General features: G+C 55.3%; 11 protein-coding genes. 4 read left to right on the top strand and 7 right to left on the bottom strand.

The window, feature by feature from the left end; all coding sequences use genetic code 11:
• Nucleotides 1-38 precede the first annotated feature (38 nt).
• From ACTQ1N_RS04870 to ACTQ1N_RS04850, 5 genes are all read right to left on the bottom strand, one after another.
• Nucleotides 39-461, bottom strand: a complete 423-nt coding sequence (locus ACTQ1N_RS04870; protein WP_441955177.1) for a DUF1284 domain-containing protein — start codon at nt 459-461, stop codon at nt 39-41.
• Nucleotides 458-1,048: a biotin transporter BioY gene (locus tag ACTQ1N_RS04865; RefSeq protein ID WP_441955175.1), complete on the bottom strand. Its 591-nt coding sequence runs from the start codon at nt 1,046-1,048 to the stop codon at nt 458-460. Before ACTQ1N_RS04865 ends, ACTQ1N_RS04870 begins: the two co-directional genes overlap by 4 nt.
• A 174-nt stretch (nt 1,049-1,222) precedes the next feature.
• Entirely contained in the window at nt 1,223-1,897 is a 675-nt protein-coding gene (locus tag ACTQ1N_RS04860; RefSeq protein ID WP_441955173.1) for a GNAT family N-acetyltransferase, read from the bottom strand.
• Between the two features lie 67 nt (nt 1,898-1,964).
• Entirely contained in the window at nt 1,965-2,609 is a 645-nt protein-coding gene (locus tag ACTQ1N_RS04855) for a phosphoribosyltransferase (RefSeq protein WP_441955171.1), read from the bottom strand.
• 148 nt (nt 2,610-2,757) lie between these two features.
• Nucleotides 2,758-3,693: an aldose 1-epimerase family protein gene (locus ACTQ1N_RS04850; protein WP_441955169.1), complete on the bottom strand. Its 936-nt coding sequence runs from the start codon at nt 3,691-3,693 to the stop codon at nt 2,758-2,760.
• Between the two features lie 141 nt (nt 3,694-3,834).
• On the opposite strand from ACTQ1N_RS04850, the gene ACTQ1N_RS04845 reads away from it, so the two are divergent.
• Together ACTQ1N_RS04845 and ACTQ1N_RS04840 are read left to right on the top strand one after the other, a co-directional pair.
• The gene (locus tag ACTQ1N_RS04845; RefSeq protein WP_441955167.1) at nt 3,835-4,629 is read left to right on the top strand and encodes a mechanosensitive ion channel family protein; all 795 of its coding nucleotides are present in this window, start codon (nt 3,835-3,837) and stop codon (nt 4,627-4,629) included.
• Between the two features lie 45 nt (nt 4,630-4,674).
• Nucleotides 4,675-5,331: a Crp/Fnr family transcriptional regulator gene (locus tag ACTQ1N_RS04840; RefSeq protein ID WP_441955165.1), complete on the top strand. Its 657-nt coding sequence runs from the start codon at nt 4,675-4,677 to the stop codon at nt 5,329-5,331.
• Nucleotides 5,332-5,557: 226 nt separating this feature from the next.
• Here the strand turns inward: ACTQ1N_RS04840 and ACTQ1N_RS04835 are convergent, their stop codons facing one another.
• Complete coding sequence (locus ACTQ1N_RS04835; protein WP_441955163.1) at nt 5,558-6,322, bottom strand: YesL family protein; 765 nt, start codon at nt 6,320-6,322, stop codon at nt 5,558-5,560.
• Nucleotides 6,323-6,465: 143 nt separating this feature from the next.
• Entirely contained in the window at nt 6,466-7,440 is a 975-nt protein-coding gene (locus ACTQ1N_RS04830) for a ribosomal RNA small subunit methyltransferase A (protein WP_441955161.1), read from the bottom strand.
• A gap of 193 nt (nt 7,441-7,633) precedes the next feature.
• Between ACTQ1N_RS04830 and ACTQ1N_RS04825 the strand changes: the two genes are divergently transcribed.
• Together ACTQ1N_RS04825 and ACTQ1N_RS04820 are read left to right on the top strand one after the other, a co-directional pair.
• Complete coding sequence (locus tag ACTQ1N_RS04825; RefSeq protein WP_441955159.1) at nt 7,634-10,969, top strand: class I tRNA ligase family protein; 3,336 nt, start codon at nt 7,634-7,636, stop codon at nt 10,967-10,969.
• Between the two features lie 10 nt (nt 10,970-10,979).
• A complete protein-coding gene (locus ACTQ1N_RS04820) occupies nt 10,980-13,463 on the top strand; it encodes a glycogen/starch/alpha-glucan phosphorylase (protein ID WP_441955157.1) in 2,484 nt (827 codons plus the stop codon).
• Nucleotides 13,464-13,641 lie beyond the last annotated feature (178 nt).

Raw genomic sequence — 13,641 nt, 5'->3', positions numbered from 1 at the left:
GATCAGACAGACTTTCACAAAAAGCGGGAGGTATCTGCTTACAGCAGATACCTCCCGCTTATGACGTTTGCCTTGCATGCGCTCATCCTGGCCCAGGAGCAGGATCCGCAGATCTCGTCCATCTTCTCAGATGTCATGGCACGGTCGATTCGCTGAATCAGATCCTGGTACCGGTATACACCCTCATGGATGCCGGCAAATGCCGCTGTCCTTTCATCGAATGCTCTTACTTTTGCATCCGTGTCGCACCGGAGCGTCCCATCCGCATCCTCTGAGGCATGCGGACAGACACCGCAGAGCGTATCATTGCCGAAGACAATCCGAACCAGAACGTCAGGATCGGACCGGAGCCGTCTGGTCACTTCGTTCATGTGCGCCACATAAGCTTTGCTGTAGCCATGTCCGCTGTAGCCCTGCGTACAGAGCAGGTGGTGCGGACGGAGCGGGATCGGCGCGCTCACAGCAGATGCGCTTTCGTCAGGGTCTTCTTCAGCAGAATCCCAAGGTATGCAGCCAGAATGATCTTGATGACCGCGGTCGGAATGAATGGAACAACGCAGGCAGCCAGTGTTGCCTTCAGATTCATTCCGGTCAGCGCCATGAACATGATGGAACCGACGACGTAGTTCAGCACAGAGCCGATCGCGATGCCGAGAATGGTTTTCAGGTACTTGTTGTTTCTGCTGAACATGCCGCCAAACCAGGCGATCAGCGGGAAGGAAATAAGAAATCCGCCGGTCATGCCGACCAGCTTGTCGAGGCCGCCTGAAAAGCCTGCGAACACCGGAAGACCGACTGCGCCGAGAAGCAGGTATACGATGGTTGCGATGGTGCCGCCTCTTGCACCGAGGACGACGCCGGCAATCGGGATGATGAGCGTCTGAAGCGTCATCGGGACACCGCCCGGAAGCGGGATCGAGAACTGAGAACAGACAGCAATCAGGGCGGTGAACAAGGCAATCCGGCAAAGCTCCTGGACGCCTGAACGGCGCACGGTTTTCGAGCTGTCTTCCGGGTGACAGACGCGTGTTGAAGTTGTGTTTTCCATAGGAAATCTCCTCATCTGAATCCAATAACCGGCAGCAGGATACTGGTGGCATGCCAGACCTGCTGCCGCTGAGTTATACAGCACAGTGTGTATTGTAGGATGAGAGGTTCCTAATGTCAACCTATAATAAAGAATGGTTAACAATGTGCCGGCCATCAAAATTCTTCAGGTTTTTCAGGCTGACGGTTCTTTCAACAGCCTGTGTTCCATCTCGTACCAGGTCACACCGCCCAGCGTGGACTTTGAGATGCCGCACAGCTGAAAGCCGAATTTTTCATACATCGCGATCTTATCATCACGGCAGGTCAGGACCAGCTTCCGGCGGCCTTCCTTCTGTGCCTGACGGATGGTACGGTTCAGAAGTTCGGCAGCAAGCCCCTGATGGCGGAAGGACGGGAGTACCTCGAGGCCAAGCAGCATGACGTTGGCACCATTCGGCTGGTGAAGAGAAGGATCTTCAAAGAAAGCATCCCGGAAATGCTCTTCATCTGTCATCATCATGGTGATATAGCCTGCAATCTGGTCATGCGGGCCATCCGGTGAAGCAGCTTTCACGCCTGAGACAGACGCGGATTTGCTGCCCGTACATGCATCCCGGCGGCCATCCGTCTGCTGCACCGGGCAGTTGTCCCGGCGCGTCGACGGCTGGCTGTCCGGACAGGCCGGCATGCCGGCTGGCGCGTCAGGATGTGCGATTGCCGCAAGAAACATATCCGGTAATTCCGCCGCCCTCGTTTTCATGGTTTCGGGGCTGAGCGCTGTCGCGGGGCTGAAGCAGACCTGCTCGATGAAAGCGATCTGGTCTCCCTCCTCCGGCCGGACAGGGCGGAACGAATATGTGTAAGTCAATTGATACACCTCCCTTATTGCGTTTCTGTTTGCTGGTTCAGTTGAATGTTCAGTTTGTTCAGCCTGCTTATGCCTTCAGCATGGTGTAGCCGAATCCGTTGCAGATCGCATCGACAGGCTTCCGCGATTCACAGAGGCCGCATTTGTCTGCGCTGAAAGCCTTGTAGTCCGGAAGATCCTGCTGGCTGAAGATCGAATAGATGGTCATCCCTGCGATACTGGTCGCAAGGGAGAAGAGCGCCGATATTCCGGTGATCGAGGCGCCGTAGTAGCGAAGGGACTCGATAGCCTGCGCAGCGTTGGACCCGGTGGTGATGGCGGAGAACAGGAGCAGGACATTCTTCTCCTTGATCCAGGGCAGCAGGCTGTCCCGGAAGATCAGCTGTCCCTCGGAGGAATATTCCGGCGGGATGACATAAATGGATTTGTGCGCATTCTTACACAGGACGCCTGCCTGTGTCAGTTCGTCCGCCAGATGGCCAGCGATGATCTCCGTACCCTCCAGCGCGATGATCGTGTCGACGGGTGTTGAGAAATAGTGGACGCTGCTGAGCGCCTTCGCTGCTGCGTGCGCTTCGCTGGAGCGGAACTTCAGCGGTGTGAAGTCAAGGTAATAATTCACGTGTGCGTGCGGCGTGATGAAATGTCCCGGCACCGCTCTGAGAATGACATCCGGGTATCTGGCCGACTGAATCTTGACGTAGTTTTTCATATGCGCACCTCCCTCTTTTTGTTCTGCATGTTATCTGTCCATCAGCAGCCGCAGGATCATCCCTGGCTCGTGGCATGCTGCGGATATGATTGAACAAGAATAGTATAACACATTTAAACAAGAAAGGGGACCGAATCTGGCGTGGCGCTCAGGATACGGTGATGCTCCATTCGGTGTGCCACCTGCCGCCGTTCTCCAGCCGGATCAGATCCGGTTTAAAGCGGAGGTCTTCCACAATATCCTGCCTGGACGGGAGGCTGCCCCATGGCTCGATGGCTACATACGGCGCATCGGTCTTTGGCATGTGCCAGATTCCGAGATAGGGAAGCCCCGGATACCGGACGGTTATGCTTTTTCTGCCCTGATCGGAGCGGATCGATACAGAATCGGCCATATTCTGGAGGACAATCGCATCCTCGTCAAACAGGCTGTGCCGGAGCCGCAGGATCCGTCCGTCTTCCAGGGCAAAGGGGGCCTGCCGGCCGGCAAGAAAGCAGGCGGGAGTAAACTGAATCCGCTCCGGATCGCAGCGGTCACCAAATTCCAGGTAATAATCTTCGAACGAGAGACCCTCCTCAAGCGGCACATTCAGCCCTGGGTGCCCGCCGATTCCGAAGTACAGCATACCGTCCGGCGCACCGGAGGACTGAGGAGCGGCTGAGCTGTCCGGTGCGTCTCCTGCAGAAGCCTGTCCCGGATTCTCAACTTCATACCGGATCTTCAGGGTATGGCCCTCGGCCGTATAGATCACCCTGAACAGGAACCGGAACGGATAGATCTTCATCGTCTCCGGGCTGTCTTTCAGCGTGAAGATGATACAGCTTTCAGACTGCTTCTCCGCTTCAAATGTTGAGAGGGAGGCGAAGCCGTGAATCTTCATCTGATATTCATGGCCCCCGATTCTGTACGTTCCATCTGTCAGTCTCCCAACATAGGGAAACAGAACCGGCGCATGTTCATTCCAGTATGCGGGATCGGCCTGCCAGAGATATTCGGTCTCTCCAAGACGTATTCCGGTCATCTCGGCTCCGAGATCAGACACAGTCACCTTCAATCCTTCTCTGCTCTCAATTGTGTAGTCCATGTTTTCCTCCTGATGTGTTTTTATTTCCCTCAAAGCTGTGATTCATGATAATATTGATAACCGTTCCAAACCAGCGACAGCCTTGCGCATCGTTGTGATACGATTGATTATAAACCAGGAACAAGGAGGCAGGAAATCATTATGCAGCAGATGCTGAACAAAATGATAGAAGTCTGCACAACGGCCGGCACGCGGATTCTTCTTGCAATCGTTGTCTGGGCTGCAGGACGGTTTCTGATCCGGAAACTTGTTGCGTTTCTGCAGAAAAGAGATCTCCTCAGGAAAATGGAACCGACCGTCGCTTCATTTGTCGGGAATTTTATTAACATTCTGCTGAACATTCTTTTGATTCTGACGGTCATCAACATCCTCGGTATTCCGATGGCGTCCGTTGTCACGGTTCTTGCGACTGCCGGTGTCGCAGTCGGCATGTCGCTGCAGGGGGCGCTGGGCAATCTGGCCGGCGGGATCATGCTGATGTTTTTCCGGCCATTCAGTGTCGGTGATTATGTCTCAGCCGGCGGTGAGGAAGGGACCGTGAAGGGAATCGCGCTTTTTTATACAACACTGCTCACCAGCGATAACAAGCGGGTGATGATTCCGAACGGTACGCTGATGAACGCGAATATCACCAATTACTCCAGTGAGGGCGTGCGCCGTGTCGATCTGGCGTTCTCCTGCGGGAAGGGCGAGTCTGTACAGAAGGTCGAGACGCTGATGCGCAATTGTCTTTCCGCACAGGAAAAGGTCCTGAAGGATCCGGCCCCGTTCGCAAGACTGACCGGTGGAACCGATCAGGCACTGCAGTTTTCCGTGCGTGTCTGGTGCAGAACGGCTGATTACTGGGATGTGTACTATGATCTCCTTGAGCGGATCGTCACCGCGATGAACGAAGCGGGCGTCAGTGCACCGGCCATTCGGGTAACGCAGGCATGAATGTGTCACAGAACGCGTCAGATTTTGAAAGATGAGGAACAGGGAATGGAATTTGAACAGTTTTTTCCCTTCTGGGGACAACTGACAGCGGGCCAGCAGGAACGATTCCGGCAGTCGATGAAAAAAAGGACAGTGAAAAAGGGAACCGTCATCTCACATGGAAGCAGGGACTGCACGGGACTGATCCTTGTGGATGAAGGAAGACTCCGCGCGTACATTTCCTCGGAAGAAGGGAAGGAAATTACGGTTTTCCGTCTGCTGGATATGGACATCTGCCTTTTCTCGGCGTCGTGCATCATCCGGTCCCTTCAGTTCGACATCATCATCGAGGCGGAAACCGATACAAGTCTCTGGATCATACCGCCGATGACCTACAAAAGCCTGATGGAGGAGTCCGCTCCGGTCGCGAACTTTACGAATGAGCTGATGGCAAGCCGTCTGTCCGATGTCATGTGGCTTGTCGAGCAGATCATGTGGAAGAGTCTGGACAAGCGGGTTGCAGCCTTTCTGCTGGAAGAGGCCGCGCTCGAAGACTCCGATACGATTCAGATGACCCACGAAATGATCGCCAATCACCTTGGAACGCACCGGGAGGTCATCACGCGGATGCTGCGATACTTCCAGAGTGAGGAGATTGTGCGGCTGTCGCGCGGAGCGGTCAGGCTGCTGGATCGGCAGCGTCTGAAGGAAATCGCCGGGTGAAATTCTATTTTCTGCCCGCCAGGCCTCTTTGACAATCGGCTGGCGGACTGCTATAGTAACAATATAAGAGGGCGCTACCGATAGACGGTTGTCACCCGGCAGTATTACGGAAAATAACCGCTACTTTGCAGGGTGGGCGGTTATTTTTTTCTGCTATTCTCGATCATTACGATTATCGTAATGATCGCTATGATCATCATGACAAACCAATTTTGTACCGCAAGTATTACTCCCCGGTGCCGGAATGATCCGCACCGGGCTTTTTTTCGTCTTTCGGGAGCGGTGTATATCCGAGCGCGGAGACATCCGCTTCCTCATCTACGGTGAACTGGTTGTCGGCGGCTGGCTTGTCGTCCTCATCATCCGGCATCAGTTCCTTGATAACGGGGTACTGGAGCTGGGTGTTAATCAGAACCTGGACGGAGAAGCCGAACATCAGCAGATACAGAATTGCGTATGACTGCACCAGTCCGGAGGAGCGTGCGACAAAAATCAGCTCCAGAGCGAGGATCCCGAGCATGCCGATGGAGCGGGGAGCCTTTGCAAATGTAAGAAGCACAGCGTTTTTAATGGTCTGGCCGACTTTGTTGACAAACCTGGACTGCAGGGCGAACATCCAGCAGAGCGCCATGTACCAGAGGGACCCGGCAACATAGATCATGATCCGGATCGGTTTTACGGAAGCGTCCGTGATCTGGGCAGCCATGCGGTTTTCCATGAAGAGAAGAAGGCCGAGCGCCAGCATGATCAGCCACATGCCGGTGCCCTGCTTGAAGTTCATCTTGAAGGAGCGGAAGAAGTTGCGGAATACGTAGCCCTCGTTCTCGTCCTTCATCTTCAGGCAGGAGTAGTGAAGCGCTGACAGCGAGGCCCCGATCGTGAAGATCGGCAGGCTACAGACAATGAACAGAATGTTCAGCATCATCATGTCAAATGCTCTTCCGAGGAAGCGCATCACCGGGTTGTCCAGGTTAAATATCCGATCCATCATGAGTTCAGTTTCTCCTTCATTTTCATTCTGAATAATTCACGTGATGTGGCTGTGGTTGTCAGATGCTGCAGATCAGCAGGGGATGAGCGGCCGGGCTGGACAGTCGGCGCATCACCCATCGGACAGGAACCTGTTCGCTATGATCATTCATGGACGAGATCTGCAAGAGCATCTGCCAACAGTGCAAACTGCTGAAGCGACAGCGTTTCGCCCCGCGCGGAGGCCGGAAGACCAAGAGCGGTCAGCGCTGCGGCGGTCTGATCCCGCGTGACCGGAATCTGCGGTGCGTTGCCCAGTGCATTCGACAAGGTCTTGCGCCGCTGGCCGAAGGCTGCCCGGATGAATGCCTTCAGGAGCTGCTCGTCCTTTGTCTGTACCGGCTTGTCCTTGTAAAGCTGCATCGTCACGACGGCACTGTCCACCTTCGGGCTCGGCATGAAGCTCGATGCCGGCACAAGCGTCACGATCTCCGGATGCGCATAATACTGCACGGCCAGCGACAGAGCGCCGTAATCCCGGCTTCCGCAGTGGGCTGTCATCCGGTCCGCGACCTCTTTCTGCACCATGACGGTGATCCGCTCTGCCGGAACATGCTGTTCAAAGAGTCCCATCAGAATCGGCGTCGTTATGTAATAAGGAAGGTTCGCGACCACCTTCAGGCGACTGCAGCGGACGGTCTGCCCGGATTCTGGGAAGACTGCTGCACGTTCGGGAGAGAGACTTCCGGTTTTAAAAACAGGATCCTGATCCGCAGATATAGGCGTACTGTCCACTCCGTATCCGGCCGCAAGCGCGCGCAAATCGGTCTTGAGGACGTCACCCTCGACAATCTGGAGATTCCTGCAGTCGGCAAGAGTTTCATGCAGGATCTTTACCAGATCGCGGTCAATTTCAATCGCGGCGACCTGACCTGCAGCTTCGCAGAGGTACCGTGTCAGCGTGCCGATGCCGGGACCGATCTCGATCACCAGGTCTTCTTCTGTGATGTGGGAGGAGGAGACGATCTGCTGAAGCACACTCTCATCAGTCAGAAAGTTCTGGCCGAAGCGTTTTCTGAAATTGAAATCGTACCGGCGCACGATTTCTGAAGTTTTTCTGTAAGCTGATTGTTTTTCCATGCTGTCATGATACCACAGGAAGGGCCTTATTTGACAGTGTTTTCACAGTATGTATATAATCACTCTGTATGTCCGCAGCGCAGTGGATATGCACGATGCCGGGACCGGATCCGCCGGATCAGTTCAGGCATACAGGGGAATCTGCGCACAGAGGGGCTGCCGACGAGAAAGGCGCTCCGGGAGGAAAAATTCTATGCGATATGACAAGGTAAACACGGACCTGAACTTTGTGGACCGCGAACATGAGGTGAACGAGTTCTGGAAGAAGAATGACATCTTCGGAAAGAGCCTGAAGACCCGTGAGGGCGCTCCATACTACACATTCTATGACGGACCGCCGACGGCGAACGGCAAGCCGCACATCGGTCATGTCCTGACGCGCGTCATCAAGGATATGATCCCGCGCTATCACGTGATGAAGGGCGAGTATGTGCCGAGAAAGGCTGGCTGGGATACCCACGGGCTTCCGGTTGAGCTGGGCGTCGAGAAGGAGCTTGGCCTCAACGGCAAGGAGCAGATCGAGCAGTACGGCATGGAGCCGTTCATCAAGAAGTGCAAGGAAAGTGTCTGGAAATACAAGGGGATGTGGGAGGACTTCTCCGATACCGTCGGGTTCTGGGCAGACATGAAGAATCCGTACGTTACCTACTATGACGACTACATCGAGTCCGAGTGGTGGGCGCTGAAGGAGATCTCGAAGAAGGGACTTCTGTACAAGGGGTTCAAGGTTGTCCCTTACTGCCCGCGCTGTGGCACCCCGCTGTCTGCGCAGGAAGTTGCTCAGGGCTACAAGCTTGTCAAGGAGCGCTCCGCCATCGTCCGTTTCAAGGCAAAGGACGAGGATGACCTGTACTATCTCGCATGGACAACCACTCCCTGGACACTTCCGTCCAATGTGGCCCTCTGCGTGAATCCGGACGAGACCTATGTCAAGGTCAAGGCCGCGGATGGATACAACTACATCATCGCTCAGGCGCTGGCCGACAAGGTGCTTGGCAAGCTGGCCGATCAGGCGACGGCTGCCCAGGTTTCCCGCGCGTACCATGAGGCGAGAGCGCTTGCGGAGGCAAAGAAGGAGGAGCTCAGGAAGGCCGGTGCGTCCGACGAGGAGATCGGTGCTGTGACAGTCGACTTCGATGAGTCCGCCTATGACAGAAATGGTGTTCCGATGGGCACTGCCTACGAGGTTCTGGAAACCTACAGAGGAACCGACCTGGAGCGCCGTGAGTATGAGCCGCTCTACGCCTGCGCAGGCGAGGCGGCGGCAAAGCAGTTCAAGAAGGGCTTCTATGTCACCTGTGACAACTATGTCACGATGACAGACGGTACAGGTATCGTTCATATCGCACCTGCATTTGGTGAGGACGACGGCAGAATCGGCAAGACTTACGATCTTCCGTTCGTGCAGTTCGTCGACGGAAAGGGTGAACTGACGGAGGAGACGCCGTATGCAGGCATCTTCGTCAAGAAGGCGGATCCACTGGTCCTGCGCGACCTTGACAGGGAGGGCAAGCTGTACGACGCGCCGAAGTTCGAGCACCAGTACCCGCATTGCTGGAGATGTGATACGCCGCTGATTTACTACGCACGCCAGTCCTGGTTCATCCGGATGACGGCCGTGAAGCAGCAGCTGATCGACAACAACAACACTGTCAACTGGATCCCGCCGACAATCGGAAAGGGCCGTTTCGGTGACTGGCTGGAGAATGTCCAGGACTGGGGCATCTCCAGAAACCGCTACTGGGGGACTCCGCTTCCTGTATGGGAGTGCCCGGACTGCGGCGAGAAGGTTACAATCGGCTCCCGGGAGGAGCTCAGAGAGCTGTCCGGCCGCGAGGATGCGCTGACGGTTGAGCTGCACAGACCGTATATTGACGATTTCGTCTGCACCTGCCCGAAGTGCGGTAAAAAGCACATGAAGCGGGTTCCGGAGGTCATCGACTGCTGGTTTGACTCCGGCGCGATGCCATTTGCGCAGCATCACTATCCGTTCGAGAACCAGGATACCTTCCACAAGCAGTTCCCGGCAGCATTCATATCCGAAGCGGTCGACCAGACAAGAGGCTGGTTCTATTCCCTGATGGCGGAGTCCACGATTCTGTTCGGACAGTCGCCGTACCGGAACGTCATCGTCCTCGGTCTGGTTCTGGACAAGGACGGCCAGAAGATGTCCAAATCCAAGGGGAATGCCGTGGATCCGTTTGAGGCGCTGAAAAAGCACGGCGCCGACGCCATCCGCTGGTATTTCTACAGCAACTCCGCGCCGTGGCTGCCGAACCGCTTCCACGACAAGGCTGTTCAGGAGGGACAACGGAAGTTCCTGGGAACGCTGTGGAATACCTATGCGTTCTATGTGCTGTATGCGAATATCGATGACTTCAATCCGTCGGACTATAAGGAAGCGTACGAAAAGATGGAGAGGGAAGGCCTGCCGGTCATGGACCGCTGGCTCATATCCCGGATGAACACGATGATCCGCGATGTGGACTCGGATCTTGGCAGCTACAAGATCCCGGAAGCCGCGCGGGCGCTGGAGGGCTTCGTGGACGACATGTCCAACTGGTATGTCCGCCGCTGCAGAGACCGCTTCTGGGCACATGGCATGGAGCCGGACAAGATCGCGGCCTACATGACGCTGTACAATGCACTGAAGAACCTCTGCCTGTGCGCCGCGCCGATGATCCCGTTCATGACGGAGGAGATATACCAGAATATCGTGCGCCGTGTAGAAAAGGATGCGCCGGAATCGATCCATCTGTGCTACTTCCCGAAGGCGGACGAGAGCCGGATCGATGAGGATCTTGAGACGAAGATGGGTGAGGCGCTGAACATTGTCGTGATGGGGCGTGCTGCCAGAAATGACGCGAACATCAAGAACCGTCAGCCGCTGGCACGGATGTTTGTCCGCGCACCGCAGGCGCTTCCAAAGTACTATGCGGACATCATCACAGACGAGCTGAATGTGAAGGAAATTACATTCACGGAGGATGTGAGAGCCTTTACGAGCTACAGTTTCAAGCCGCAGCTGCGCACGGTCGGGCCAAAGTACGGAAAGCTTCTGGGCGGTATCCGGAAGTATCTCTCCGAGGTGGACGGCAGCGCCGCGATGGACGAGCTGAAGAAGAACGGCTCGCTCAGCTTCGAGGTGAATGGAAGCCCGGTCTCCCTTGCGGAGGAGGATCTGCTGATCGAGACCGCGCAGGTCGAGGGCTATGTCAGCCAGCAGCAGGGAGATCTGACCGTTGTGCTGGACACCAATCTTACACCGGAGCTGGTGGAAGAGGGCTTTGTCCGGGAACTGGTCTCCAAGATCCAGACCATGAGAAAGGAAGCCGGCTTCGAGGTACAGGATCACATCGACGTCTTTGAGGCGGGCAATGAAAAGCTGGAGGGCATCATGAAGAAGTACGAGTCCGGCCTGAAGAAGGAGGTCCTCGCGGAGAGCATTACCTACGGAAGTCTGGACGGATACACAAAGGAGTGGAGCGTCAACGGAGAGGCGGTAACACTGGGCGTCAGGAAAATCTGAGGGAGGCAGCATGGATAAACATTTTGATAAAGAACGGTTCAAGGAAACGGTCAGGGACAATGTCCGGAACCTGTTCCGCAAAACCCTGAAGGAAGCGACGCAGCAGCAGCTTTTCCAGGCTGTGGCTTACGCTGTCAAGGATGTCATTATAGACAACTGGATGGCGACCCAGCAGGTTATGGATAAGGAGGATCCGAAGATTCTCTACTACATGTCGATGGAATTCCTGATGGGCAGGGCGCTCGGCAACAATCTGATCAACCTCACCGCCTACAAGGAGGTGAAGGAGGCGCTTTTGGAGATGGGCTTCGATCTGAACGTGATCGAGGACCAGGAACCGGACGCGGCACTCGGCAACGGCGGCCTCGGCCGTCTCGCTGCCTGCTTCCTTGATTCGCTCGCAACGCTCGGCTATCCGGCGTACGGCTGCGGCATCCGCTACCGCTATGGTATGTTCCGGCAGAAGATCGAGAACGGCTACCAGGTCGAAGTCCCGGATGACTGGCTGAAAAATGGAAATCCATTCGAGCTCAAGCGTCCGGAGTATGCGAAGATCGTGCGGTTCGGCGGCTATGTCCGGGTCGAGTACGACGAGCAGACCCACAGCAACCGGTTTATCCAGGAAAACTACCAGTCCGTCCGGGCGGTCCCCTATGACATCCCGGTTGTCGGCTACAACAACAATATGGTCAACACGCTCCGCGTCTGGGACGCAGAGGCCATCAATGATTTCCAGCTGGATTCATTTGACAAGGGCGACTACCAGAAGGCGGTTGAGCAGGAGAACCTGGCGCGCAACATCGTCGAGGTTCTCTATCCGAACGACAACCACTATGCCGGCAAGGAGCTGCGGCTCAAGCAGCAGTACTTCTTCATCTCCGCGTCTGTCCAGGAAGCGGTTGCCAAGTACAAGAGAAAGCACAGCGATATCCACAAGTTCTATGAGAAGGCAACCTTCCAGATGAACGATACACATCCGACGGTCGCTGTCGCCGAGCTGATGCGCATCCTGCTTGATGAGGAAGGCCTGGGCTGGGATGAGGCGTGGGATATTACAACGAAGACCGTCGCCTACACGAATCACACCATCATGGCAGAAGCGCTTGAGAAGTGGCCGATCGAGCTGTTCTCAAGACTCCTTCCGCGTATCTATCAGATCGTTGAGGAGATCAACCGCCGCTTCATCGTGCAGGTCCAGCAGCGCTACCCGGGCAACCAGGACAAGATCGCGAAGATGGCGGTCATCTACGACGGACAGGTGCGGATGGCGAACCTGGCAATTGTCGCGGGTTACTCTGTCAACGGCGTCGCAAAGCTGCACACGGAGATCCTGAAGAAGCAGACGCTGAAGGATTTCTATGAAATGATGCCGGAGAAGTTTAACAACAAGACGAACGGAATCACGCAGCGCCGGTTCCTTTTACACGGCAACCAGCTTCTCGCGGACTGGGTGACGGAACATATCGGAGATGAGTGGATCACGGATCTTCCGCAGATCGCGAAGATGAAGCTCTACGCTGACGATCAGAAGGCGCAGCAGGAATTCATGAACATCAAGTACCAGAACAAGGTTCGTCTGGCGAAGTACATTAAGGAACACAATGGCATCGATGTCGATCCGAGATCCATTTTCGATGTGCAGGTCAAGCGGCTCCATGAGTACAAGAGACAGCTGATGAATATCCTGGATGTCATGTACCTGTACCGCGAACTGAAGGAACACCCGGAGAGACCGTTCTATCCGGTCACCTTCATTTTCGGCGCAAAGGCGGCTGCCGGTTACAGACGGGCGAAGCTGACAATCAAGCTGATCAATTCTGTTGCGGATGTGATCAACAATGATCAGTCAATCGGCGGCAAGATCAAGGTGGTCTTCATCGAGGACTACCGCGTCTCGAATGCGGAGCTGATCTTCGCGGCGGCGGATATATCCGAGCAGATTTCGACCGCTTCCAAGGAAGCGTCCGGAACCTCGAACATGAAGCTGATGCTGAACGGCGCGCTGACGCTCGGCACGATGGACGGCGCGAACGTTGAGATTGTACAGGAGGTCGGGGAGGAGAATGCATTTATCTTCGGACTGTCCTCCCAGGAGGTCATTGATCACGAGAACAACCATGACTATGATCCGACCTACTACTTCAACAATGACCCGGATATCCGCACAACGCTCATGGAGCTGATCAACGGAAAGTATTCGGGCGGGGATATGGAGCTGTTCCGCGAGCTGTACGACTCTCTTCTGACTACAAAGGAGGGACCGGCGGACCAGTACTTCATCCTGGCGGACTTCAAGTCCTACGATGCGGCGAGGAAGAAGGCCATCGAGTATTACCAGAGCCAGGGAGACTGGGCAGAGAGTGCGATTCTGAATATGGCGTCGAGCGGAAAGTTCTCCTCAGACAGAACCATTCAGGAGTATGTCAGGGACATCTGGAAGCTGAAACCAATCAAGATCACAGTCGATCCGGAATCGTTTGAGCAAGAGTTGTAAGAGACGGAAGGGGCCAGACTCCGGTGTGAAGGATCCTGGCCTTTTCTGAGGGCGGCCTGCGTTGTATGTTCCCAGGGGATGTTTTCGTGCGGGCCGGCATGCAAGACGCGCCGGAAGGAGTTGGCAGGCAGCCAGACAGAATGGTGAGACATGAATGCACGAAAAGGGCGCACGAAAA

The organism is Porcincola sp. LCP21S3_C12 (assembly GCF_052118625.1).
Taxonomy (GTDB): domain Bacteria; phylum Bacillota; class Clostridia; order Lachnospirales; family Lachnospiraceae; genus Porcincola.
This window is presented reverse-complemented; position numbering and strand designations above follow the sequence as displayed.

What these genes read in the sequence shown, in the direction of transcription:
- ACTQ1N_RS04865 (WP_441955175.1), bottom strand. Translation starts at nt 1,048, where the DNA reads ATGGAAAACACAACTTCAACACGCGTCTGTCACCCGGAAGACAGCTCG.
- ACTQ1N_RS04855 (WP_441955171.1), bottom strand. Translation starts at nt 2,609, where the DNA reads ATGAAAAACTACGTCAAGATTCAGTCGGCCAGATACCCGGATGTCATT.
- ACTQ1N_RS04850 (WP_441955169.1), bottom strand. Translation starts at nt 3,693, where the DNA reads ATGGACTACACAATTGAGAGCAGAGAAGGATTGAAGGTGACTGTGTCT.
- ACTQ1N_RS04845 (WP_441955167.1), top strand. Translation starts at nt 3,835, where the DNA reads ATGCAGCAGATGCTGAACAAAATGATAGAAGTCTGCACAACGGCCGGC.
- ACTQ1N_RS04840 (WP_441955165.1), top strand. Translation starts at nt 4,675, where the DNA reads ATGGAATTTGAACAGTTTTTTCCCTTCTGGGGACAACTGACAGCGGGC.
- ACTQ1N_RS04835 (WP_441955163.1), bottom strand. Translation starts at nt 6,322, where the DNA reads ATGATGGATCGGATATTTAACCTGGACAACCCGGTGATGCGCTTCCTC.
- ACTQ1N_RS04830 (WP_441955161.1), bottom strand. Translation starts at nt 7,440, where the DNA reads ATGGAAAAACAATCAGCTTACAGAAAAACTTCAGAAATCGTGCGCCGG.
- ACTQ1N_RS04825 (WP_441955159.1), top strand. Translation starts at nt 7,634, where the DNA reads ATGCGATATGACAAGGTAAACACGGACCTGAACTTTGTGGACCGCGAA.
- ACTQ1N_RS04820 (WP_441955157.1), top strand. Translation starts at nt 10,980, where the DNA reads ATGGATAAACATTTTGATAAAGAACGGTTCAAGGAAACGGTCAGGGAC.